The organism is Massilia aquatica, from assembly GCF_011682045.1.
Classification (GTDB): Bacteria; Pseudomonadota; Gammaproteobacteria; order Burkholderiales; family Burkholderiaceae_D; genus Telluria_A; species Telluria_A aquatica.
Genome location: NZ_VVIW01000015.1, coordinates 153,422 through 175,814 on the forward strand (window position 1 = coordinate 153,422; position 22,393 = coordinate 175,814).

20 protein-coding genes and 1 pseudogene are annotated in these 22,393 nt (G+C 61.7%); 19 read left to right on the forward strand and 2 right to left on the reverse strand.

What is annotated here, in order from left to right:
• Window positions 1-40: 40 nt before the first annotated feature.
• The 10 genes from thrS to F1609_RS22655 all read left to right on the forward strand — a co-directional run bounded on the left by thrS (window position 41) and on the right by F1609_RS22655 (window position 10,547).
• Window positions 41-1,948, forward strand: coding sequence for a threonine--tRNA ligase (gene thrS, locus F1609_RS22610; protein ID WP_167078913.1), 1,908 nt, complete (start codon window positions 41-43; stop codon window positions 1,946-1,948).
• 32 nt (window positions 1,949-1,980) lie between these two features.
• Window positions 1,981-2,520, forward strand: coding sequence for a translation initiation factor IF-3 (infC, locus tag F1609_RS22615; RefSeq protein WP_099878062.1), 540 nt, complete (start codon window positions 1,981-1,983; stop codon window positions 2,518-2,520).
• A gap of 425 nt (window positions 2,521-2,945) precedes the next feature.
• Window positions 2,946-3,143, forward strand: coding sequence for a 50S ribosomal protein L35 (gene rpmI, locus F1609_RS22620; protein ID WP_054262960.1), 198 nt, complete (start codon window positions 2,946-2,948; stop codon window positions 3,141-3,143).
• Between the two features lie 27 nt (window positions 3,144-3,170).
• Window positions 3,171-3,530, forward strand: a complete 360-nt coding sequence (rplT, locus tag F1609_RS22625) for a 50S ribosomal protein L20 (protein ID WP_054262959.1) — start codon at window positions 3,171-3,173, stop codon at window positions 3,528-3,530.
• Between the two features lie 124 nt (window positions 3,531-3,654).
• Complete coding sequence (pheS, locus tag F1609_RS22630; RefSeq protein ID WP_167078914.1) at window positions 3,655-4,671, forward strand: phenylalanine--tRNA ligase subunit alpha; 1,017 nt, start codon at window positions 3,655-3,657, stop codon at window positions 4,669-4,671.
• Window positions 4,672-4,688: 17 nt separating this feature from the next.
• Window positions 4,689-7,115 carry a phenylalanine--tRNA ligase subunit beta gene (gene pheT / locus F1609_RS22635; RefSeq protein WP_167078915.1) on the forward strand — a complete coding sequence of 809 codons (2,427 nt, stop codon included), beginning with the start codon at window positions 4,689-4,691 and terminating at the stop codon, window positions 7,113-7,115.
• A gap of 107 nt (window positions 7,116-7,222) precedes the next feature.
• Complete coding sequence (locus tag F1609_RS22640) at window positions 7,223-7,570, forward strand: integration host factor subunit alpha (protein WP_167078916.1); 348 nt, start codon at window positions 7,223-7,225, stop codon at window positions 7,568-7,570.
• Window positions 7,571-7,578: 8 nt separating this feature from the next.
• Window positions 7,579-7,989, forward strand: a complete 411-nt coding sequence (locus F1609_RS22645) for a MerR family transcriptional regulator (RefSeq protein ID WP_167078917.1) — start codon at window positions 7,579-7,581, stop codon at window positions 7,987-7,989.
• Window positions 7,990-8,190: 201 nt separating this feature from the next.
• Entirely contained in the window at window positions 8,191-8,823 is a 633-nt protein-coding gene (locus F1609_RS22650) for a response regulator transcription factor (protein WP_054262954.1), read from the forward strand.
• Between the two features lie 200 nt (window positions 8,824-9,023).
• Window positions 9,024-10,547: a CHASE3 domain-containing protein gene (locus F1609_RS22655; RefSeq protein WP_167078918.1), complete on the forward strand. Its 1,524-nt coding sequence runs from the start codon at window positions 9,024-9,026 to the stop codon at window positions 10,545-10,547.
• Here the strand turns inward: F1609_RS22655 and F1609_RS22660 are convergent.
• Complete coding sequence (locus F1609_RS22660; RefSeq protein WP_167078919.1) at window positions 10,447-11,256, reverse strand: Crp/Fnr family transcriptional regulator; 810 nt, start codon at window positions 11,254-11,256, stop codon at window positions 10,447-10,449. The two genes, F1609_RS22655 and F1609_RS22660, sit on opposite strands and share 101 nt — an antisense overlap.
• 320 nt (window positions 11,257-11,576) lie before the next feature.
• Between F1609_RS22660 and F1609_RS22665 the strand changes: the two genes are divergently transcribed.
• The 9 genes from F1609_RS22665 to F1609_RS22705 all read left to right on the forward strand — a co-directional run bounded on the left by F1609_RS22665 (window position 11,577) and on the right by F1609_RS22705 (window position 21,983).
• Window positions 11,577-12,242, forward strand: coding sequence for a response regulator transcription factor (locus tag F1609_RS22665; protein WP_167078920.1), 666 nt, complete (start codon window positions 11,577-11,579; stop codon window positions 12,240-12,242).
• Entirely contained in the window at window positions 12,239-13,582 is a 1,344-nt protein-coding gene (locus F1609_RS22670; protein ID WP_167078921.1) for a sensor histidine kinase, read from the forward strand. The genes F1609_RS22665 and F1609_RS22670 overlap by 4 nt, the downstream gene beginning before the upstream one ends.
• A gap of 132 nt (window positions 13,583-13,714) precedes the next feature.
• The gene (locus F1609_RS22675; RefSeq protein ID WP_167078922.1) at window positions 13,715-14,341 is read left to right on the forward strand and encodes a GspH/FimT family pseudopilin; all 627 of its coding nucleotides are present in this window, start codon (window positions 13,715-13,717) and stop codon (window positions 14,339-14,341) included.
• 14 nt (window positions 14,342-14,355) lie between these two features.
• Window positions 14,356-14,811, forward strand: coding sequence for a type IV pilus modification protein PilV (gene pilV / locus F1609_RS22680; protein WP_167078923.1), 456 nt, complete (start codon window positions 14,356-14,358; stop codon window positions 14,809-14,811).
• Entirely contained in the window at window positions 14,808-15,635 is an 828-nt protein-coding gene (locus tag F1609_RS22685; protein ID WP_167078940.1) for a PilW family protein, read from the forward strand. The genes pilV and F1609_RS22685 overlap by 4 nt, the downstream gene beginning before the upstream one ends.
• The gene (locus F1609_RS22690; protein ID WP_167078924.1) at window positions 15,632-16,186 is read left to right on the forward strand and encodes a pilus assembly PilX family protein; all 555 of its coding nucleotides are present in this window, start codon (window positions 15,632-15,634) and stop codon (window positions 16,184-16,186) included. Before F1609_RS22685 ends, F1609_RS22690 begins: the two co-directional genes overlap by 4 nt.
• Window positions 16,187-16,212: 26 nt before the next feature.
• Entirely contained in the window at window positions 16,213-19,770 is a 3,558-nt protein-coding gene (locus F1609_RS22695; protein ID WP_167078925.1) for a pilus assembly protein, read from the forward strand.
• Window positions 19,767-20,186, forward strand: coding sequence for a type IV pilin protein (locus tag F1609_RS34745; protein ID WP_167078926.1), 420 nt, complete (start codon window positions 19,767-19,769; stop codon window positions 20,184-20,186). Before F1609_RS22695 ends, F1609_RS34745 begins: the two co-directional genes overlap by 4 nt.
• Window positions 20,187-20,306: 120 nt before the next feature.
• The gene (locus F1609_RS22705; protein ID WP_167078941.1) at window positions 20,307-21,983 is read left to right on the forward strand and encodes a peptide chain release factor 3; all 1,677 of its coding nucleotides are present in this window, start codon (window positions 20,307-20,309) and stop codon (window positions 21,981-21,983) included.
• A gap of 88 nt (window positions 21,984-22,071) precedes the next feature.
• Here F1609_RS22705 and F1609_RS22710 read toward each other — a convergent pair.
• Window positions 22,072-22,305, reverse strand: a pseudogene (locus F1609_RS22710) (cupin domain-containing protein); the annotation flags it as partial.
• Window positions 22,306-22,393: the final 88 nt, after the last annotated feature.

Consider the following 22,393-nt stretch of genomic DNA (forward strand, 5'->3'; position numbering starts at 1 on the left):
TTGTTTGTACTTAAATAGCAGTTTCGTTCAGGAGAACAGCATGGTTTCAGTCCGCCTTCCCGATGGTTCAGAGCGCCAGTTCGATGGCCCAGTCACCGTAGCCCAGGTTGCAGCGAGCATCGGTACAGGCCTGGCCAAAGCGGCGCTGGCCGGCAAAGTCGACGGCAAAGTCGTCGATACCTCGTTCCTGATCGAGCAAAACGCCGATCTGGCCATCATCACCGATAAAGATGCCGAAGGCCTGGATGTGATCCGTCACTCCACCGCCCACTTGCTGGCCTACGCCGTCAAGGAGCTGTATCCGGAAGCCCAGGTCACCATCGGCCCGGTGATCGAGAACGGTTTCTTCTACGATTTCGCCTACAAGCGCCCGTTCACCCCGGAAGACCTGGTGGCGATCGAAAAGAAAATGGCCGAACTGGTCAAGAAAGACGAGAAAGTCACGCGCACGGTATTGCCGCGCGACGAGGCTGTCGCTTACTTCAAATCGATCGGCGAAGCCTACAAGGCCGAGATCATTGCGTCGATTCCGGCCGGTGAAGACGTGTCGCTGTACGCCGAAGGCGGTTTCACCGACCTGTGCCGCGGCCCGCACGTGCCGAACACCGGCAAGCTGAAAGTATTCAAGCTCATGAAGGTGGCGGGCGCCTACTGGCGCGGCGACTCCAAGAACGAAATGCTGCAGCGTATCTACGGCACCGCCTGGCTCAAGAAGGAAGACCAGGAACTCTACCTGCACAACCTGGAAGAGGCGGAAAAGCGCGACCACCGCAAGCTGGGCAAGTCGCTCGACTTCTTCCACTTCCAGGATGAAGCGCCGGGCCTGATCTTCTGGCATCCGAAGGGCTGGACCATCTGGCAACAGGTTGAGCAGTACATGCGCAATGTGTACCAGGTCAATGGCTATCAGGAAGTCAAGGCGCCACAAATTCTGGACCGCGGCCTGTGGGAAAAGACCGGTCACTGGGATAACTATCGCGAAAACATGTTCGTCACCGAGTCGGAAAACCGCTCGTACGCACTGAAGCCGATGAATTGCCCTGGTCACATCCAGATTTTCAATTCCGGCATGAAGAGCTACCGCGACCTGCCGCTGCGCTACGGCGAGTTCGGCCAGTGCCACCGCAACGAGCCGTCCGGCGCGCTGCACGGCATGATGCGGGTGCGTGGCTTTACCCAGGATGACGGCCATATTTTCTGTACCGACGAACAGATTCCTGGCGAAGTCGCCGCTTTCCATGCGCAGGCGATGGAAGTCTACACCGCGTTCGGTTTTGAGAATATCGACGTCAAGCTGGCCCTGCGTCCGGACAGCCGCATCGGCTCCGAAGAAAGCTGGGACATCGCCGAAGAAGCGCTGCGCAGCGCGCTGCGCGCCTGCAACGTGGCATGGACCGAGTTGCCGGGCGAGGGTGCTTTCTATGGTCCGAAGATCGAATACCATCTGAAAGACAGCCTGGGCCGCGCATGGCAGGTTGGCACGGTGCAGATCGATCCATCGATGCCGGGCCGCCTGGGCGCCGAGTACACCGCGCCGGACAACACCAAGAAGGTGCCGGTCATGCTGCACCGCGCGATCGTCGGTTCGCTCGAGCGTTTCATCGGTATCCTGATCGAAAACTACGCCGGCGCGATGCCACTCTGGTTGTCGCCAGTGCAAGTATCGGTGCTGAATATTTCGGATGCGCAGGCCGACTACACCCAGGAAATCGCCACCAAGTTGCGCAAACTCGGGTACCGCGTTCACGCTGATTTGCGCAACGAGAAAATTACGTTTAAAATACGTGAACATTCCGTCCAAAAAGTGCCGTACATCCTCGTGATCGGTGACAAAGAGCGGGATGCCAACACTGTGGCCGTGCGAGCTCGTGGCAATGTCGATTTGGGAGTCATGTCCATCGATGCCCTGGTGGAGCGCCTCAAACACGAGGTCGATTCCAAAGCTTGACGAGTTAAATCTCGACGCGGCTAATTCATCAGATATTAAAAGGAAACAACATAGCTACTGACAAGTCGCATCGCATCAATGGCGAAATCACTGCCCCCGAAATGCGTTTATCCGGGGTGGAAAACGAGCCGCTTGGCATTGTGAGCCTGGCTGAGGCTTTTCGTCTGGCCGAAGAAGCGAACGTAGATCTGGTGGAAATTGCGCCAACCGCGCAACCACCGGTATGCCGTCTGATGGACTACGGCAAGTTCAAATATTCGGAGCAGAAGAAGGCGCACGAAGCCAAATTGAAGCAAAAGATCATCCTCGTGAAGGAAGTCAAATTCCGTCCGGGTACCGATGATGGCGATTACAATATCAAGCTGAAAAACCTGATGAAGTTCCTCGATGAGGGTGACAAAACCAAGATCACGCTGCGTTTCCGCGGCCGTGAGATGGCTCACCAGGACATCGGCTTCCGCATGCTGGAACGTTTGAAGGCCGATCTCGAGCCGTATGGCCAGGTCGAGCAGTTCCCGAAGATGGAAGGTCGTCAGATGATCATGATCCTCTCGCCGAAGAAGAAGAAATAAGCAAAGAACGATCTGCCCAGGCAGCTTGTGCAAAAAAGCGCCCCGCCACGCAAGTGCCAGGGGCGCTTTGTTTTGTGGGCGCGTCATCGGCTAGCCTCAGCACCGTCTTCCCCGCTGCCTGTTGAGTCGTCTTCCCCGCGAAGGCGGGGACCCATAGCACCGTTAAGCAGAGGTGTCATGGATCCCCGCCGAGGGTCGCCTTGGCGCGGGGAGGACGGTTCGACGGGTGCCGGTACCAACCAAGGCGTCGTATCCCTAAAGAAACTCCGTCCTCACAATCTTGCATTTTCCAGCGATTTCTGTGTTATGATCTCCGGCTTCCTCCTTCACTGGCGGAAGACAATGTGAAAGCAGGCATCTAAGTGCAGCACAGCGTTGCCACCTGCAATCCTATAATGGAGCTGTCCGACAAGGACAGAACTGCTATGCCTAAAATGAAGACCAAAAGCTCCGCGAAGAAGCGTTTTCGCGTGCGTCCAGGTGGAACCGTTAAATCGGGTCACGCTTTCAAACGTCACATCCTGACCAAGAAAACCACCAAGAGCAAGCGCCAACTGCGCGGAATCACGAACGTCGATGCAGCGGATGTCAAGTCCGTCATGCGTATGATGCCGTCGGCTTAATCTCACCACTCACATTAAGGAGTTACTATGCCTAGAGTAAAACGTGGGGTTACAGCTCGTGCCCGTCATAAGAAAATTCTTGTACAAGCTAAAGGCTACCGTGGTCGCCGCAGCCGTGTATACCGTGTTGCCAAGCAAGCAGTCATGCGCGCTGGCCAATACGCTTACCGCGATCGCCGCAACAAGAAACGCGTATTCCGCCGCCTGTGGATCGCCCGTATCAACGCCGCTTCCCGTGAGCACGGCGTAACGTACAGCGTATTCATGAACGGCCTGAAAAAAGCATCTATCGAACTGGACCGTAAAGTCCTGGCCGATATGGCTGTGATGGACAAGCCGGCTTTTGCCGCGATTGTCGCAGCAGTGAAAGCCAAGATCGCTGCGTAAGCAATGATCGATGCAAGTGCCGCCCCCGGGTGGCGCGCAAAGAGCGGGGCAGAGGTTCAAACCTGTGCCCCGTTTTTGATTGTGGCGCGTGCGCCAGTCTCGCTCAACAGGAAAAAAACATCGCATGAACTCCCTGGAAGAACTCGTCGTCTCGGCACAGGCTGACTTTATCGCCGCCGAAGATGCTGCCGCACTGGAAAACGCCAAAGCCAAGTACCTTGGCAAGACTGGCCAGATTACCGAGCAAATGAAGGGCTTGGGCAAGCTCGACCCGGAACAGAAAAAGACCCAGGGCGCGCTGATCAACGCCGCCAAGGTCCGGATCGAAGCCGCCCTGACCGCGCGCCGCGATGCGCTCGCCAACGCCCAGCTCGAAGAGCGCCTGAACGCCGAAGCGATCGACATCACCCTGCCGGGACGCGGCCGCTCCAAGGGCGGCATCCACCCGGTGATGCGCACCTGGGAACGGGTCGAGGAAATCTTCCGCTCGATCGGTTTCGATGTGGCCGACGGCCCCGAAATCGAAAACGACTGGACCAATTTCACGGCGCTCAACAGCCCGGAAAACCATCCGGCCCGTTCGATGCAGGATACTTTCTACATCGAAGGCAACGACAGCACCGGCAAGCCTTTGCTGCTGCGCACCCACACCAGCCCGATGCAGGTACGCTACGCGCGCACCCACACGCCGCCGATCAAGGTGATCGCCCCGGGCCGCACCTACCGCGTCGACAGCGATGCAACGCACTCGCCGATGTTCCACCAGGTCGAAGGCCTGTGGATCGCCGAAGATATTTCCTTCGCCGACCTCAAGGGCGTGTACCTGAACTTCGTCAAGGCCTTCTTCGAGACCGACGACCTGCAGGTGCGCTTCCGTCCGTCGTACTTCCCGTTTACCGAACCGTCGGCCGAGATCGATATTGCGTTTGGCAGCGGCCCGCTCAAAGGGCGCTGGCTGGAAGTGTCGGGCGCCGGACAGGTGCACCCGACGGTGGTGCGCAACTTCGGGCTCGACCCTGAAAAATTCATCGGCTTCGCGTTCGGCTCCGGCCTTGAGCGCCTGACGATGCTGCGTTACGGGATCAACGACCTGCGCCTGTTCTACGAAGGCGACCTGCGCTTCCTGAAGCAATTTAACTAATTCAAGGTTCACTGATTATGCAATTTTCCGAAAATTGGCTCCGTACCATGGTCGATCCGAAGATGACTTCGGATGAACTGGCTCACCTGCTGACCATGTCCGGCCTGGAAGTGGAAGAAGTCGAAGCGGTCGCGCCGCCATTCTCGAACGTGGTCGTGGCCGAAGTGCTGGAAGTGGCCAGGCACCCGAACGCCGACCGCCTGAACGTGTGCAAGGTCAACGTCGGCACCGGTACCTTGCTCAACATCGTGTGCGGCGCGCCGAACGTGCGCGCCGGCATGAAGGCGATCTGCGCCATGGCCGGCGCGATCCTGCCGCCGGGCGCGGATGGCAAACCTTTCGTGATCAAGGTCGGCGAACTGCGCGGCGTGGAATCGCAAGGCATGATGTGCTCGGCCAAGGAACTGAAATTGTCCGAGGAAAGCAGCGGCCTGATGGAATTGCCGGAAGATGCGCCGGTCGGCCAGAATATCCGCGATTACCTCGCGCTCAACGACCTCAAGTTCACCATCAAGCTGACCCCGAACAAGGCGGACTGCCTGTCGGTGCTGGGCGTGGCGCGTGAAGTGTCGGCCCTGACCGGCACCCCGCTGGTCTTGCCGCAAACGCGCCAGGTGGCGGTCAACGGCAGCGAAATCCTGCCCGTGAAAATCAGTGCGCCGGACCTGTGCGGGCGCTTTACCGGGCGCGTGATTCGCGGCCTGAACGCCAAAGCCGCCACCCCGGACTGGATGCGCCAGCGCCTCGAGCGCAGCGGTCAGCGTCCGCTGTCGGCCCTGGTCGATATTTCCAATTACGTCATGCTGGAACTGGGCCGTCCATCGCACGTGTTCGACATGGACAAGATCCATGGTTCGCTCGACGTGCGCTGGGGCAAAAAGGGCGAATCGCTCAAGCTCTTGAACGGCAACACCGTGGACGTCGACGACTGGATTGGCGTGATTGCCGATGAACAGGAAATCGAATCGCTGGCCGGCATCATGGGCGGCGATTCCACCTCGGTGACGTTAGACACCACGAATATCTACCTGGAAGCGGCGTTCTGGTGGCCGAACGCGATCCAGGGGCGCGCGCGCCGCTTTAATTTTTCGACCGATGCGGCGCACCGCTTCGAGCGCGGCGTCGACTTTGCCACGACCGTCGAGCACATCGAGCGCATCAGCGCGCTGATCGTCGAAATCTGCGGCACGCAAGACACCGTGATCAGCCCGATCGACGACCAGATCGTCAACGTGCCGCTGCCGAAAGCGGTGACCTTGCGCACCGCGCGCGCGCAAAAAGTGATCGGGGTGCCGATTACCGACGCCATGGTGGCCGACATCTTCACCCGCCTGGGCTTGCCTTTTACCCAGGAGCCGGGCGTGTTTTCCGTCACCGCGCCGACCTACCGTTTCGACATCGAAATCGAGGAAGACCTGATCGAGGAAGTGGCGCGCGTGTACGGCTTCGAGAACATCCCGGCGCTGCCGCCGGTGGCCGCCAGCCAGATGATCATCGCGCCCGAAAACACCCGCTCGCTGTTCGCCGTGCGCCACCAGCTGGCCGACCTCGGCTACCAGGAAGTGGTCAACATGAGTTTTGTTGATTCCGCATGGGAAACTGACTTCTCGGACAACACCAACCAGATCAAGCTGGTCAACCCGATCGCCAGCCAGATGAACGTGATGCGTTCCTCGCTGATCGGCTCGCTGGTCGCCAACGTACGCTACAACCTGAACCGCAAGGCGGGCAGGGTGCGTGCTTTCGAAGTCGGCGCCATCTTCCGCCGCAATGCGCAAGCCGTCGACGGCCCGCTCTCGATCGCCGGTTTCGAGCAGCCCAAGCGTGTCGCCGGGATCGCCTACGGTCCGGCGCTGGATGAACAATGGTCGGTCAAGTCGGTACCGGTCGACTATTTCGATGTCAAAGCCGACGTGGAAGCCCTGTTCGCGCCGCGCACCCTGCGTTTCGTGAAAACGGCGCATCCGGCCCTGCATCCGGGACGCTCGGCCGTGATCGAACTGGACGGCCAGGAAATCGGTTTTATCGGCGAATTGCACCCGCGCTGGCTGCAAAAGTACGATTTGCCGCAGGCGCCGGTACTTTTCGAGGTGGATGCCATTGCGTTGCAGCAACGATCCGTGCCAAAATATGAAGAGATTTCGAAATTTCCGGGCGCCACGCGCGACCTCGCCTTTGTCGTGAAAAGCACGCTCGCGGCGCAGGACCTGCTCGATGCGTTCACTGCGGAATTGCTCGTAAATCCGGCAGGAAAGATTGTGCAAGCCATTGTTTTGTTTGATGAATATCGCGGAAAAGGATTGGAGGCCGACGAAAAAAGCCTTGCTTTCCGCTTTAGCTTGCAAGATACTCAAACCACCCTGCAGGACGATGTGGTCGAAGGCGTCATGAAGGCGCTGGCTGCGTCGGCTCAGCAGAAACATGACGCGAAGCTGCGTTCATAACCGATCCCACCAGCAGTAACGACACGAGGCAGGGCTGTAAAATTAATAACAACGACGTTGATTCCGCCGTACTCCAGTCGGCGCTGGCAGCCGACCTGCACCGCGCGATGCAGGATGCCAGGGTTCGCCAGGACGCGGAGAAGAATCTCCCGACCCTGACCAAGGCCGAGCTGGCCGAACTGCTGTTCGAGCAGGTCGGCCTGAACAAGCGCGAAGCCAAGGACATGGTCGAGACTTTCTTCGACGAGATCAGGAACGCGCTCGAACGTGGCGAGGCGGTGAAGTTGTCGGGCTTCGGCAACTTCCAGCTGCGCGACAAGCCGCAGCGCCCTGGCCGCAATCCCAAGACCGGCGAAGAAATTCCGATCACGGCGCGCCGCGTCGTGACCTTTCACGCCAGCCAGAAGCTCAAAGGCATGGTCGAAGAAACCAGCCCGATGGCGCGTGCCGCCTGACCTGACCCATGAATGATCGTGCGAGCAAGTCCGAGTTGATCGTGCTGCCGGCCATCCCGGCCAAGCGCTATTTCACGATCGGCGAAGTGAGCGAGTTGTGCGGCGTCAAACCGCACGTACTTCGCTACTGGGAGCAGGAATTTACCCAGCTTAAACCGGTCAAACGACGTGGAAACCGCCGCTATTACCAGCACCACGAGGTGTTGCTGATCCGTCGTATCCGCGAACTGTTGTACGAACAAGGCTTTACGATCAGTGGTGCGCGCAATAAACTCGATAGCCGCATCGGCGCGCTGCTGGCGCCACCCGATGACGACGCCGGCCCGGAGCAAGATGCCGTGGCGGCGCCGCCCGAGATCGACCGCGCCCTGATCCGCAGCGAACTGCTCGCCATCCTCGAGGTGCTCAAAGGCACTTAGGGGCGGCGGCGGCGTCCCGTGGCACGTGCAGGGGGCTTCGGCCCCCTGTTTGTTGAGCCCATCTGAGCGGGCAGGGCCGCGCGGCGTGTCATACGTGTTTGTACTGAACAGCCAGAGTGCTAGAATACTAACGCATGCGCAGTGCCGGGCGCGCGGTTCGCCTCGGCTCTTTCCTATGCAAGGATAATTTAAGGGAAGACAATGATACGCGTTGCCATATGTGACGATCACCAGATAGTACGTGCAGGTTTTAAACAGATTTTTTCTTCGTCACCCGACTTCGATGTCGTGGCCGAAGGGGCTACCGGGCGCGAAGCCCTGGACATCGCGCGCCGCGAAATTTGCGACGTGCTGCTGCTCGACATCGCCATGCCGGACCAGAGCGGCATCGACATCCTGCGCACCATCCGCCAGGGGCAGCCGAACCTGCCGGTGCTGATCCTGTCCGGCTATCCGGCGCAGCAATATGCGCTGAACCTGTTCAAGATGGGCGCCAACGGCTACCTCAACAAGGAATGCGAGGCCGACGAGCTCAAGACCGCGGTGCGTACCGTGTTCCAGGGCCGCCGCTATGTCAGCTCCACGGTCGGCGAACTGCTGGCCCAGAGCTTCGACCGCGATCCCAACACGGCGCTGCATACCGAGTTGTCGGACCGCGAATTCCAGGTGTTCCTGCGCCTGGCCAAGGGCGCGACCGTGTCCGACATCGGCGTGGCGCTGTCGCTCTCGATCAAGACGGTGTCGACCTACCGCACCCGGATCATGGAAAAAATGGGTTTGCAGTCGAACAGCGACCTGACCTATTACGCCATGAAGAACAACCTGCTCGACTGACACTGCGGGCGTGACGCAGAGCGCCGGCGCCCGCCCGGCCTGCGCTTCACGCCTGTTTTTCGCGCCGCGCCGCCGGCCATTCCTGTCCGCCCGCACGGGCGCGTCCCTCCCTCCTACAGTCCAGCTCGGCTGCGCCACGGCAGTTCCCGGTCTATAATTTGTTCCTGCCCGGCTCTGCAGTGCGCAAAAGGATTTCCAGGATGTATTTTTCCACCGAACCACCGGTGACCACCGGCTTGCCCTTCTATAAGACGGTGGTCTGCCTGACTTGCGTGATCATCCTCGTCATCAACGGCGTGAGCCTGTTCCACAACCTCGGGCAGCTCAAGGGCGCCAACGAGATCCAGGGCCAAACCGCCAAGGTGATCGACAAGGTGCAATATGTCAACGTACTGATCATGGATGCCGAAAGCAGCCTGCGCGGCTATTTCCTGTCGGGTTCCGAAGTCTACCTGGGGCCGCTGCGTACGGCCTCGTCCGAGATCGACGCCCAGTTCGCCGAACTCGACCGCCTGCTGGCCGACACGCCCTCGCAGCGCCGCAGCCTGGCCCAGCTGCATACCCTGGTTTACCGCAAGCTCGACACCATGAACCAGGTGCTCGACGTCTACCGCCAGGGCGGGCTGGACGATATCGTCAAGATCGCCGGCTCTTCCGACAGCAAGTCCGACATGGATGAAATCCGCATGCAGGTAGTGATCCTGGTGCAGGAGCAGAACGAATTGCTGGCCGCGCGCAGCGCCACCTTTTCGCGCGAATACCAGAATGCCGTGTTCCTGGGGATCAGCATCAACGCCATGGCGATCCTGGTGCTGGCGCTGTTCTACCGCCTGATCCGGCGCAGCTATTTTGCCCGGGTCACGACCCAGCGCGCACTGGAAAGCGCCAACGACAACCTGGAATCGATGGTGGTCTTGCGCACCGAACAGTTGTCGGTGCTCTCACGCCACCTGATCAGCGTGAGCGAAGAAGAAAAGGCGCGCCTGGCGCGCGAACTGCACGATGAACTGGGCGCCAACCTGACCTCGATCAATATCGACCTGAACAGCGTGGCCGATGCCGTGCGCGCGGCCCAGCCCGACCTGGCGCTGATGCTCGACCGCGCGCGCGCGACCCTGGTCGACACGGTCGAACTGAAGCGCCGCATCGTCGAGAACCTGCGCCCCAGCCTGCTCGATCACCTGGGCCTGGCGGCCGCCGTGCAAAGCTATTGCGAGGAATTCGGCAGGGTGACCAAGCTCGACTGCGAAGCGCTGATCGATGGCGATGTCGACGTGGCCGGGCCGATGCATGCGATCGCGGTATTCCGCATCGTCCAGGAGGCGCTCAACAATATTGCCAAGTACGCGCGCGCGCGCCATGTGATCGTCCATCTCGGGCGCGAAGCGGGCGGCTTGTCGCTGGAAGTGAGCGATGACGGGGTCGGCATCGACGTCGACGCCGTGGCCAAGCCGAAATCGCATGGCTTGCTGGGCATGCGCGAACGCGCTTTGCTGCTGGGAGGAAGTTTGCGGGTGAAGCGGGGGGTCAATAACGTGGGAACCTGCGTGGAGGCATTCATTCCGCTGTCGCGCGTGGCCGACAGCGAAGAAGGGGCGCCGGAACTCGCGGCGCCGCTGCCGTTCAGCGGGCTACATCCATCAGCAGGCGATCGTACTCAGTCTTCGCGACCTTATAGCATTCGCCGGCGTACGCTTCGAGGCCCTGGCGGTCAATCACGGTGATGTTGCCGCGACGGTATTGAATCAGGCCATCATCCTGCAGCTTGCCAGCGGCGGCGGTGATGCTTTCGCGGCGCACGCCCAGCATGATCGAAATCAGTTCCTGGGTCACTTTCAGTTCGTTCGAAGCGGAACGGTCGAGGCGGTCGAGCAGCCAGCGGCACAGCTTTTGTTCGATCGAGCTGTGACGCCCGCCGACGGCGTTCTGGGCCATCTGGGCAAACAGCGCATTGGTGTAGCGCATCAGCAGCTGGGGCAGGGCGCCGCCCTGGTTGAAGGCGTCGCGCAGGTACTGGGTCTTAAGGCGGTAGCCGTAGCCGGCGCTCTGGACCACGGCGCTGCACATGGCGCGCTCGCCCATGAACAGCGACATGCCGACCACGCCTTCATGGCCGACCACGGCGATCTCGGTCGTGGCGCCGTCTTCCATGACGTACAGCAGGGAGACGATGGCGGTGGTCGGGAAGTACACGTTCTCGAGCTTGCTGCCATATTCAAACAGTTCTTTGCCAAAAGGCAGGGCGACCAGTTCCAGGTGTTCGAACAGGGTCTCGAGATCCTTGCGTGGAAGCGCGGCCAGCAGTTCGTTCTGCTGGGTACCGCTAAAGCTGACAACGGGGCGGCCCGCAACTTTTAATTCTTGCGCGCTGGCAGGAATCTGGCCGACCGGCGATGTGTTCTGGGCGGTACCACCAAGTTGAGTGTTATTCATTTTTATTCCTCACTATCTGAGACGGACTTCAAGGGCGCTTCACCTGGACTTGCAGCGAATCGCGATGTACGAACAGTAAAGCTTCCGTCTGTTGGCGAACATAAGACTGGCAGTCGCCCCCATGTAGGTTCAATGCATAAATGTTTGTGGGCCCAGTCCTACTGGGGGAAATCGCGCATAATTGTCAATTTACTCATGCTTTAAGGTGGGTGAACGCACAGAAGGTGCACAAAACCACCTTTTTGACACTCGGCACTCCTTGGAAGCTGTCCCTGCCATGCCTCATAATGTGAATATCGCAACTTACTGAAAGCCCCGGCATGCATGTATTACTGGTCGAAGACGATGCCGTGCTGGCCGATGGCCTGACCCGCCTGCTGCAGGGGCACGCGATGGTGGTCGACGTGGTCAAAAGCGGCACCCAGGCCGACCAGGTGCTGCAGCGTACCGAGGTGGCGGTGGTGGTGCTCGACATCGGCCTGCCCGGCATCGACGGCTTCGAGGTGGTGCGGCGCCTGCGCGCGCGCGGCAGCGCCGTGCCGGTGTTGTTGCTGACCGCGCGCGACGCCATCGAAGACCGCGTGCGCGGCCTCGAACTGGGCGCCGACGATTACCTGGTCAAGCCCTTCGCCACCGCCGAACTGGTGGCGCGCATCAAGGCGCTGGCGCGGCGCAACACGCCCAAGCCGTCCAGCCTGTCGCTGGGGCGCCTGACGCTCGACACCTCGTCCAAGCGCGCCAATGTCGACGGGCGTCCGGTCGAGCTGTCGGTGCGCGAATGGGCCGTGCTCGAATACCTGTTGCAGCACGGCGCCCGGGTGGTCTCGAAACAGCAGATCATCGACGCCATTCTGCCGTGGGGCGAGGATGTCAGTCTGAACGCGGTCGAAGTCTACATTTCGCGCCTGCGCATCAAGATCGCCGACGCCGGCATCAGCATCCGCACCATCCGCGGCTTCGGCTACATGCTCGAGCAGGATGTATGAAAAGCATCCGGCTGCGCCTGCTGCAGTGGCTGATCGTTCCGATCCTGCTGATCAACCTGGCCGGCGCCGCCCTGACCTACGTGCTGGCCTGGATTCCCGCCCAGCTGGCCTTTGACCAGTCCCTGGCCGACGCCGGCAGCGCGCTGGCGGCGCGCCTGTACGCGGGGCCGGGCCAGCCCGGCATCGACTTGCCGACCCAGGCCGAGCAAGTCTTGCGCGCCGACGACGTCGACGCCCTGTACTTCATCGTGCGCACCGGCGACGGCAAGGTGATTGCCGGCGACGTCGATTTCCCGGCGCTGGCGGCGCCCGGCAGCCGCGCCTACGACGACGCGATGCGCGGCGAGCCGGTGCGGGTGTCGAGCCGCATCGTCGGCAAGGGCGTGCGCGCGGTCCACATCGGCGTGGCCAAGACCATGCGCAAGCGCTCGCAAGTGCGTTCGGCCACCCTGCGCGCCCTGATCTTGCTGGAAACCCTGTTCACCCTGACCCTGATCGGCCTGATCTGGATCTCGGTCACCAACGGCTTGCAGCCGCTGACGCGCATGCGCGCCAACCTGCTGCAGCGCGATGCCACCGAACTGGCCCCGCTCGACCATGTCGGGGTGCCGCTCGAACTGAGTCCGGTGATGGGGGCCTTTAACGAACTGCTCGACAAGGTGCGTTCCGGCGCCAAGGCCCAGCACGATTTCCTGGCCGATGTGGCGCACCAGCTGCGCACCCCGCTGGCCGGGGTCAAGCTGCAGCTCGAGTGGCTGGCCGCGCGCTACCCGGGCGACCCGGAAACGCTGCATTCGGTGCGCCTGATGCTGCTCTCGAACGAGCGCATGATCCGCCAGACCAACCAGCTGCTGGCGCTGGCCCGCGCCGAGCCCTCGCGCTTCGAAAAAAACCGGCTGGAGCGGATCGACCTGGCCGTGCTGATCGAACAGGTGGTCCAGTACTTCGTCGACGAGGCCGGCAAGAAGCGGATCGATATCGGCTTCGAGCTCAAGCGCACGATGGTGGCGGGCGACCGCTTCCTGCTGCGCGACCTGATCGATAACCTGATCGACAACGCGGTGCGCTACACGCCGCGCGCCGGCACCGTGACGGTGCGCTGCTTCAGCGAAGCCGACGCCAGCGTGCTGCAAGTCGAAGATTCCGGCCCCGGCATCGCGCCGCACCTGCGCGGGCGCGTGTTCCAGCGCTATGTGCGGCTGGACGACAAGACCGAAGGTAGCGGACTCGGCCTTGCCATCGTGCGCGACATTGCGCTGGCGCATAACGCCCGCATCGATGTCCTCGCCGGTCCCGGCGGCAGCGGCACGCTGATGAGCGTGCGTTTCCCTAAAAATTAGCCAAAAAACAGCAGTTTACGTGCGCTTGTCAGGGTTTTGTCAGCCTTTCCTCAGGGAATTGCAAGGTTGGGTATTTATAATAAGCAATATCCAAGGAGGCGGTCCGCTCCCAACCTTTTGAAAGTGCATCCCATGACCTATTCGGCGCTTCATGCCAGTGCGCGCGGCACCGGCCTTGCCCGCCGCGTCGTCCGACGGCGCGCGCAGGGTTTCACCTTGCCGGAGTTGCTCATCACGCTCGTCATCCTCGCGGTCGCCACCGCGGTCGGCTTGCCGCTCATGAAAGATTTCGTCGACGATTCGGCGGTGTCGGCACAGGCCGAACAACTGCTGGCCTCGGTCAACTATACCCGTTCCGAAGCGGTCAAGCGCAACAGCCGGGTCAGTATGTGCCGCAGCGCCGATGGCAAGGCCTGCAGCGCCCTCGCGGACGGCGTCGTCAACGGCGACTGGCACGCCGGCTGGCTGGTGTTCGTCGATGCCGGGACCGTCGGCATCAAGGACGGCGACGATGAGCTGCTGCGGGTGCAGAGCGGCGTTCCCGGCAAGGCGCAGCTGACCGGCACCGGCGATGTTGCCAATTTCATTTCGTACAACGGCACCGGCCAGACCCGCAACGATGGTGAAAGCGGGATGAACGGTACGATTTATTCCTGCCAGTCCTCGCAGAAGGCCAAGCGCCGCCTACTCGAGTTCCGTCCGGGCACCGGCTGGGTTGGCGTCAAGATTGTCGATGGAGCAGCCACATGTGCAGAGTAAACAAGGAGAAAACGATGCGTCGCCAGCAAGGATTTTCGCTGATTGAAATTTTGATCACGATGTTGGTCATGAGTGTGGGCCTGCTCGGCATCGCCGGCATCATCCTGACCAACCTGAAGAACAACCAGAGTTCCCAGGCGCGCGGCCAGGCCACCATGCTGGTCAACGACATCGTCGACCGCATGCGCGCCAACCGCACCACCGCCGAGAAAGTGGTCGATGACAAATCGCCCTACTCGCTGACCATGGAAGGCGAACCGCCGGCCGGCGAGGACGTGGTCGCCAAGGACCTGAAAGAGTGGCGCGCGGCGGCGTACCAGGCTATCCCGAAAGGCAGGGGTTCGGTGACCTACGCCCCCGCCACCCGCAAGTTCACCATTGTCATGCAATGGAACGATTCGCGCGTCAAGGCCGATGCCACCACCTATGGTCCAACTGAGCAAAAAATTACCGTGGAGACGCAATTATGAGCGGTCCTATTTCCTCCTCTCCGTACCGGGCGCCGCGTTCCGGCGCGGACGGGTTCGGCCTGATCGAGGTGCTGGTGGCCATGACCCTGGGCCTGGTGCTGCTGGGCGGCGTGGGTTACGTGTTCATGGGCAGCAAGGACATGTCGGTGGCCCAGAGCGATGGGGTGCGCATGAACGAGTCGGCGCGCAATGCGACCGATGTCATGGGACGGGCCTTGCGCCAGGCCGGCTACAAGCTCAATGTGGATGCGCCGCTGGAGCCGGATCCGCTGTCCGGGGCAAACAACGACGGTGATGTGTCGGATGTCCTGATCGTGCGGCACGACCCATCCTGGACCTCGACGTCGAAGGATACCGGCGTGCGCACCGGAAAGGAAGCAAACTGCGAAGGCAAGACGGTGGACTCGGACAATCCGAACGACTCCGGCACCGGCGCACCGGGCGCCAACGTGGCCCAGGTGGTGTACCAGTTCCGCGTGGTGGGCACCCAGCTCAAATGTTTTGCCACCGACAAGATGGACGTCGACACCAGCAGCGGCGTGGTGGTGGCCGAGAACATCGAAAACATGCAGATTTCGTACGGCATCGGCACCGGCGCCGAAGTCATCGACAAATATATCCCCGCTCCGGACGCTGCGCAGTACCTGCAGGTGTCGGCGGTCCGGGTCAGCCTGCTGGTGCGCGGTCCGTCCACCAGGGGCGTGGTCGGCGCGCCGCAATCGCTCGACTTCAATGGCGCCAAGGTGGAGATCGCCGATGGCCGTTTGCGTAACGTGGTCACGACCACATTCATGGTGCGTAACCAGACAAGGTGGAATCAATGAGAACAACGACTATCGTGCGCTACCGCGCTTCGCAACAAGGCGCGGTGCTCATCAGCGGCCTGATTTTCCTGGTGGTGCTGACCATGTTCGTGCTCGCCCTGGTGCGTGGCGGCACCCTCGAAGAGCGCCTGGCGCGCAACTCGCGCGATCAGCAAGTGGCGCGCGAAGCGGCCGAAACGATGCTGCGCCACGCCGAGGAAACCATGTTTGGGAAAGCCCCGTTCGATCCGTTCGACAGCACCAAGTTCAGTGATGCCTGCCCCGAAGCACGCTGCCGCCACAAGGTCGAAACCGATATCGTCAACACCATCGACTGGAGCAATGACAAGATCACCAACACCTTCGGCACCGAGGCGGACAAGGTCGCGGAGCTGAGCGAGCAGCCGCGTTACTTCATCGAGCTGATCAAGGCGCCTGAATATATCAATGCGAAAGTGCCGTGCTCGCCCGGGCTCGCCAAGGTAACGGCGCGCGCCAAGGGCAAGGGCGGTGCGGTATCCATCGTGCAATCAACCTTTCGTTTTCGTGTCTTTAGCAAAATTTGCGACTAGTGCTGTATAACCGTCGGAGAATCATCATGCAACTAAGAACTAAATTACTCGCTGGGGGCAGCCTGGTCGGCTTGGCCGTTGCCGCGTTCGTGGCGGTCAATGCGGCGGAAGTGTTCGCGCCGTCGCAGCAGCCGGTCGGCTATATCGGCCAGCCGGTGCCGTCGAATATCGACGTCAGCAGCGGCAAGGAAAAAATGTTTTCGATCGACTATAACTCGGTCGACTGGAGCGGCAATCTGCACGCCTATCCGATCAACAAAGCGGGCGCCGTCGGCACCGACGATCTCTGGCTCAACGGCGGCGCTGCCGCCGCGATCGGGAAGCAGTCCGCCGACAGCCGCATCATTGTCACCCGCAATGAAAGCGGCACGGGCGGCATGCCGTTCCGCTGGACCAGCATGGCCAAGAACGAGACCGGGCATCGCAAGCAGCTCGACCCGGACGCCATGAATGCGGATAGTTCCGACCTCCTCAATTTCGTGCGTGGCGATACCAGCAAGGACCTCAAGCACGGCGGCACCCTGCGCGCGCGCGGCAGCGTGCTCGGTGACATCATCCACTCGACCCCGGCTTACGACAGCACCACCAAAACCGTGTATGTCGGCGCCAACGATGGCATGTTGCACGCGATCAATGCCGAGAACGGTTCGGAGCGCTTCGCTTATGTTCCGGGCGCGCTCATGGCCGATCTCAAGCACCTGGCCAAGGCGACCGACTTCAAGCACCGCTACTTCGTCGATGGCGGCATTGCCGTGCGCACGATCGACAAGCAGACCGTCCTGGTCGGCGCCCTCGGCGGCGGCGGCAAGGCCTTGTATGCGCTCGATGTGACCAGCATCCCGGCCGACGAGAAGAGCGCGGCCAGCAAGGTGCTGTGGGAAGTGACCAACGCGTCCCCCGGCTTCAAGGACCTGGGCTACACCTACAGCGCGCCGGTCGTGGTCAAGCTCAACGGCACCAAGCCGGTGGTGGCGGCGGTGGTCGGCAACGGCTACTACGGCGACACCGCCACCTCCAACAGCCATGCCATCCTGTACGTGATCAACGCCAACACCGGCGAACTGATCAACACAATCGACACCAACGTCGGCAGCGCGACCACGCCCAACGGCCTGTCTTCGCCATCCGTACGCGACACCGATAACGACGGTTTCAGCGACACCGCGTATGCCGGCGATCTGCTGGGAAATATGTGGATGTTCGACCTGCTCAAGGGAACCTCGAAATTGCTGTATGACGGCGGCAGCGATGCGCGCGCGATCACCATGGCACCCGGCCTGGCGGCCCATCCGGGCGGCGGCGCGATGGTGCTGTTCGTCACCGGACGGCTGTTGAGCCCGGGCGACCTGACCTCGAAAGTCGTGCACCATGCGGTTGGCGTATGGGACAAGCCCGATACCGGCAAAGGCAGCTACATCACGCAGACATTGAGCGAGCGCGAGTACGATCCGACGAAAGAGAAGCTGCGCATTCGCACCGTGAGCAACGAGAAGCTGAACTATGCCGAGTATGTCAACCGGGGCTGGAAGGTGGCATTGCCTGATGGCGAACGCGTGGTGGGAGATGGCGCTTACGTCAACGGCAAGGTATTTCAGTTTTTCACTACCAATCCGACCTTGAGCCCGGATGCCAAGCCGCCCGGCGAAAACTGGTGGATGCAATTGAATTACCTGACCGGTGGCGACACCCGCAGCGTGTTGTTCGACCTGAACGTCGACCGCGCATTCAGCACCGACGATTTGATCATCGTCAAAGAAGGCGAGGGCGCCACCACCATGTATCCGGTCGGTCGCCACATGGGCGGCGGGGTGCGTTCGCAGCTCGTTGGCGTGTCGGCCGGCGGCATCGACGTGTTCCAGGCCAGCTTCGACCTCAATGGCAAAGCGCCGGTACCACTGGTACCGGCGGTACCGGTGGTCGTGCCTGTTCCCGATGAGCTCATCAAGGGCGAGCGCGGCGTGACAGGCGGTCACTTCGATACCGACTTCTTCTGTTACGTGCGCTGCGGCAACCAGAAAGCCAACAAATACGGCAGCTACGTCTACGCCACCACCGAGGCTGCGGCAGGCTACTATTCGCGCGGCCGCTCGGCCGATACGGCGCTCGACGGCAGGGGCATCAATTATGTTCACGTCCATGAGTACGATGACATCTACGACGTCACCGGTTTGAGCATGCTCAACCCGAGCCAGGACTTGCAACGCCTGCAGACGGTTGAAGCAGTCACGAACACCGTGACGAGCGAACCGAACACGGCGTCGCTGAAGGTCGACAAAAAGTATCCGTCCGATGCGGCCGTGGTGGGCACGCCGGAAATCGTCTACACCAACGAGAAGAAAAACAACGAGAAGGAAAGTGTCACGTATCTGCTTGATACGCCGATCGAGTATGTCTCCGGACCGCTGCCGACCCTGGTTGGCAATCAAATCGTCATGGTAACCACGAGAAAATACACCTCGACCGCCGTCGTCAATACCTACTCGTATTCGCCATCGGGCATTCCGAGCGCGCCGTACAAGCGGAAATGGGTCAAGACACTGAGGTCGTGGACCACCATCATCTCCGAAAAAGCCTCCTCGACCAACACCGAGTTCAAGCTGCTCATGGCAAACCAGCAGCACTCGCCGGCAATCAGCTTCAAGGTGCTGGGCGCGCTGACGGCGGGCAGCCAGGCCGAGTACAACGGCCCGGTGACCGGCTACCAGACCCAGGACGGCTTGAAAGTGTCGGACCTGACCAAGTATTCCATGGCGTCGATCAAGGAAATGATGTGGTCGATGCCGCTGAACGCGTTTAACATTGATGAGTGGGTCAAGGGCGAAAAGCGTACCGGCGTGCATCCGATGATTCCGGGGTGCGCCGGTATCTTGGCGGACTCGCCGCAACGCGGGAAGAGCAACGAATGGCGTAATGGCGCGCTGACCCTGCAGATTGTCTCGGCCAGCATTACCCAGAACGACATCGAGATGAACGTGCCGGGCCAGCCGAAACTGGGCTACCGCCTCAAGCCGGCAAGCTACGAGTCGACCGGCGGCAAGCTCATTGCGGAGTACCTGATCTACTGGCACCATCCTGTGGTCAAGTGCATGACCAGTTCGAGCTATTCGATGACACCGGCGGTCACGACCGCAGTCGTCGGCAAGGTGGCCGTTCCGGGCACCCCGGCATTGGGCTCGAAAGATCCGCACGGCGTGTTTGTAGCGAAACCGGGTTCGCCAACCGAGATTCCGCCGCCACCGCCGAACACCGTCATCATCAACACCGACGGCAGCGTCACCACGATCGTGTGGACCCATGTGCCGCAGGGCACCGATGGCGGCTATATCCGCAAGGGCACGTCGACGACGGTCTGGCCGAATGGCTACGGCCCCGACCCCGCGAACCCGGTCGGTCCCGGCACCAGCACTGGACCGACAAACGGCACTGTACCCGGCACCGAACCCGGTACCGGCACCGGCGACGGTGGCGGAGTGAAGGTCGGCGGCGAGACCTGCACGGGTCCCAAGTGCGAATTGGATCTCAACGGCGAGAACTCGAAGGCGCCCAATATCGGCCGCATCAACTGGCGGGAGCTGCAGCGATGAGGGCGGGCGCACGCACCAGGCCGGGGCGGCGCCGCTCCGGCGGCTTCACCCTGATCGAGCTGATCGTCGCGTGCGCCGTGGCGGGAATCCTGGCCGCCATCGCGTACCCGTCCTATACGCAGTATGTGCTCAAGTCGCACAGGGCGACCGCCAAGGCGATCCTGAGCGAGCAGGCCCAGTATATGGAGCGCTACTTCACCAGCAAGGGCAGTTATGAAGGCGCCAAGGAGCTGGTCACGCAGTCGCCGAAACAGGGCGATGCGAGATATAAGATCGAAATCAAACCGTTGACGGAAAACAGCTACACCGTCAATGCCGAGCCGCTTCTCAAGCAGCTCGACGATAAATGCGGCACGCTGACGCTCGATCACACCGGCGCCACCAGCGCCAAGGAAAACGTCGCAAACTGCTGGTAAGGCAGTCGCTGGCGGCAGTACCGGGCGCGGCTCTCCGCCGCGCCCCAATCAGTTCACACGAGCAGGGCAAGTATCGGTAAAATCGTGGGTTTTGTGCGAGGCCATGTTATGGCTGAGAATATGGCCAACGATACCGATACTTCCCTTCCCGCTTCAGAGCTTCCCGCTCCAGAGCTTGCCGCACCCGGCGCAGCGCCCGCACCCGCGGCGATTGCGCGCGAAGTGGCGCGCCGCCGTACCTTCGGCATCATTTCCCACCCCGACGCCGGCAAGACCACCCTGACCGAAAAGCTGTTGCTGTTTTCGGGCGCGATCCAGATGGCGGGCACGGTCAAGGCCAGGAAGAGCGGCCGCCACGCCACCTCCGACTGGATGGAAATCGAAAAGCAGCGCGGCATTTCCGTGGCCAGCTCGGTGATGCAGTTCGAGCACCGCGACCACGTCATCAACCTGCTCGACACCCCCGGCCACCAGGACTTTTCGGAAGACACCTACCGCGTGCTGACCGCCGTCGACTCGGCCCTGATGGTGATCGACGCGGCCAAGGGCGTGGAAGCGCAGACCATCAAGCTGCTGGCGGTGTGCCGCATGCGCAACACCCCGATCGTCACCTTCATGAACAAGATGGACCGCGAAACGCGCGATCCGCTCGACCTGCTCGACGAACTCGAATCGGTGCTCAAGATCCAGTGCGCCCCGGTGACCTGGCCGATCGGCATGGGCAAGAACTTCCGCGGCGTGTACCACCTGCTGCGCGATGAAATCATGCTGTTCAAGGCTGGCGAAGAAAAGGCCGACGGCGCCTTCGAGATCGTCAAGGGCATCGACAATCCCAAGCTGGCGGCCATGTTCCCGCTCGAGATCGAGCAGCTGAAAATGGAAGTGGAGCTGGTGCACGGCGCCTCGCACCCGTTCGACCTGGCGCAGTTCCTGGCCGGCGTGCAGACCCCGGTGTTTTTCGGCTCGGCCATCAACAACTTCGGCGTGCGCGAAATCCTCTCGGCGCTGGTCGACTGGGCTCCGGCCCCGCGCGAGCGCGACGCCACCGTGCGCGTGGTGGCCCCGAGCGAGCAGCCGTTCTCCGGTTTCGTCTTCAAGATCCAGGCCAACATGGACCCGGCCCACCGCGACCGCATCGCCTTCCTGCGGGTGTGCTCGGGGCGCTTCGAGCGCGGCATGAAGGTCAAGCACCTGCGCCTGGGGCGCGAGATCAAGGTATCGTCGGTGGTCACCTTCATGGCGTCCTCGCGCGAGCAGGTCGAGGAAGCCTACGCCGGCGACATCATCGGCTTGCCGAACCATGGCAACATGCAGATCGGCGACAGCTTCTCGGAAGGCGAAATGCTGCAATTTACCGGCATTCCGTACTTTGCCCCGGACTTCTTCCGCTCGGTGCGGATCCGCAATCCGCTCAAGATCAAGCAGCTGCACAAAGGCTTGCAGCAGCTCGGCGAAGAGGGCGCGGTGCAGGTCTTCAAACCGGTGCAGGGCGGCGAACTGGTATTGGGCGCGGTCGGGGTGCTGCAGTTTGAAGTGGTGGCCAGCCGCCTGCTCAACGAGTATGGCGTCGACGCCGTGTTCGAAGGCACCAGCATCAGCAGCGCGCGCTGGATCAGCGGCGAAGACAAGCGCATCCTGTCCGACTTCGAAGCGGCCCTCGGCCACAACGTGGCCTACGATGCGGCCGGCAACATGGCTTACCTGGCGACCTCCAACGTCAACCTGCGCCTGACCGAAGAGCGCTGGCCCAAGCTGACCTTCCACGCCACCCGCGAGCACGCGGTCAAGCTGGCGTAAACTGCCTGCCTGGCCGACAAGCGTCGTACCGCATCGCTGCGGGCGGCGCTTTTTGCGTTAACGGCAACGCCGCGCTGCCGGCGGATGCTTATTGCGCCGGCGCGGCCAGCGGCTTGGTTTTGTCGACCACGAACACGCCGACCAGGCGCATGGCGGCGCCGCCCGGGTTGTGGGCGTCGTGCACCACGCCGGCCGGCACCACGAAGGCGTCGCCGGCGCGCAGCAGGCGCGGCGCGGCGCCGTCGACCAGCAGCTGGCCTTCGCCTTCGAGCACATAGCCGATTTCATCGCCCGGATGGGTGTGGCGGGCGGGGCCCCCCGCCCCCCCCCCCCCGCCCCCCCCGCCCCCCCCCCACACCCCCGGGCCCGCGGCACCCGCGCCCGGCCACGCGCGGGGCGCCAGGCCCCCC

Excerpts from the sequence above, each read along its gene's own strand:
- thrS (WP_167078913.1), top strand. The coding sequence starts at position 41 with ATGGTTTCAGTCCGCCTTCCCGATGGTTCAGAGCGCCAGTTCGATGGC.
- rpmI (WP_054262960.1), top strand. The coding sequence starts at position 2,946 with ATGCCTAAAATGAAGACCAAAAGCTCCGCGAAGAAGCGTTTTCGCGTG.
- rplT (WP_054262959.1), top strand. The coding sequence starts at position 3,171 with ATGCCTAGAGTAAAACGTGGGGTTACAGCTCGTGCCCGTCATAAGAAA.
- pheS (WP_167078914.1), top strand. The coding sequence starts at position 3,655 with ATGAACTCCCTGGAAGAACTCGTCGTCTCGGCACAGGCTGACTTTATC.
- pheT (WP_167078915.1), top strand. The coding sequence starts at position 4,689 with ATGCAATTTTCCGAAAATTGGCTCCGTACCATGGTCGATCCGAAGATG.
- F1609_RS22640 (WP_167078916.1), top strand. The coding sequence starts at position 7,223 with ATGCAGGATGCCAGGGTTCGCCAGGACGCGGAGAAGAATCTCCCGACC.
- F1609_RS22645 (WP_167078917.1), top strand. The coding sequence starts at position 7,579 with ATGAATGATCGTGCGAGCAAGTCCGAGTTGATCGTGCTGCCGGCCATC.
- F1609_RS22650 (WP_054262954.1), top strand. The coding sequence starts at position 8,191 with ATGATACGCGTTGCCATATGTGACGATCACCAGATAGTACGTGCAGGT.
- F1609_RS22655 (WP_167078918.1), top strand. The coding sequence starts at position 9,024 with ATGTATTTTTCCACCGAACCACCGGTGACCACCGGCTTGCCCTTCTAT.
- F1609_RS22660 (WP_167078919.1), bottom strand. The coding sequence starts at position 11,256 with ATGAATAACACTCAACTTGGTGGTACCGCCCAGAACACATCGCCGGTC.
- F1609_RS22665 (WP_167078920.1), top strand. The coding sequence starts at position 11,577 with ATGCATGTATTACTGGTCGAAGACGATGCCGTGCTGGCCGATGGCCTG.
- F1609_RS22670 (WP_167078921.1), top strand. The coding sequence starts at position 12,239 with ATGAAAAGCATCCGGCTGCGCCTGCTGCAGTGGCTGATCGTTCCGATC.
- F1609_RS22675 (WP_167078922.1), top strand. The coding sequence starts at position 13,715 with ATGACCTATTCGGCGCTTCATGCCAGTGCGCGCGGCACCGGCCTTGCC.
- pilV (WP_167078923.1), top strand. The coding sequence starts at position 14,356 with ATGCGTCGCCAGCAAGGATTTTCGCTGATTGAAATTTTGATCACGATG.
- F1609_RS22685 (WP_167078940.1), top strand. The coding sequence starts at position 14,808 with ATGAGCGGTCCTATTTCCTCCTCTCCGTACCGGGCGCCGCGTTCCGGC.
- F1609_RS22690 (WP_167078924.1), top strand. The coding sequence starts at position 15,632 with ATGAGAACAACGACTATCGTGCGCTACCGCGCTTCGCAACAAGGCGCG.
- F1609_RS22695 (WP_167078925.1), top strand. The coding sequence starts at position 16,213 with ATGCAACTAAGAACTAAATTACTCGCTGGGGGCAGCCTGGTCGGCTTG.
- F1609_RS34745 (WP_167078926.1), top strand. The coding sequence starts at position 19,767 with ATGAGGGCGGGCGCACGCACCAGGCCGGGGCGGCGCCGCTCCGGCGGC.
- F1609_RS22705 (WP_167078941.1), top strand. The coding sequence starts at position 20,307 with ATGGCCAACGATACCGATACTTCCCTTCCCGCTTCAGAGCTTCCCGCT.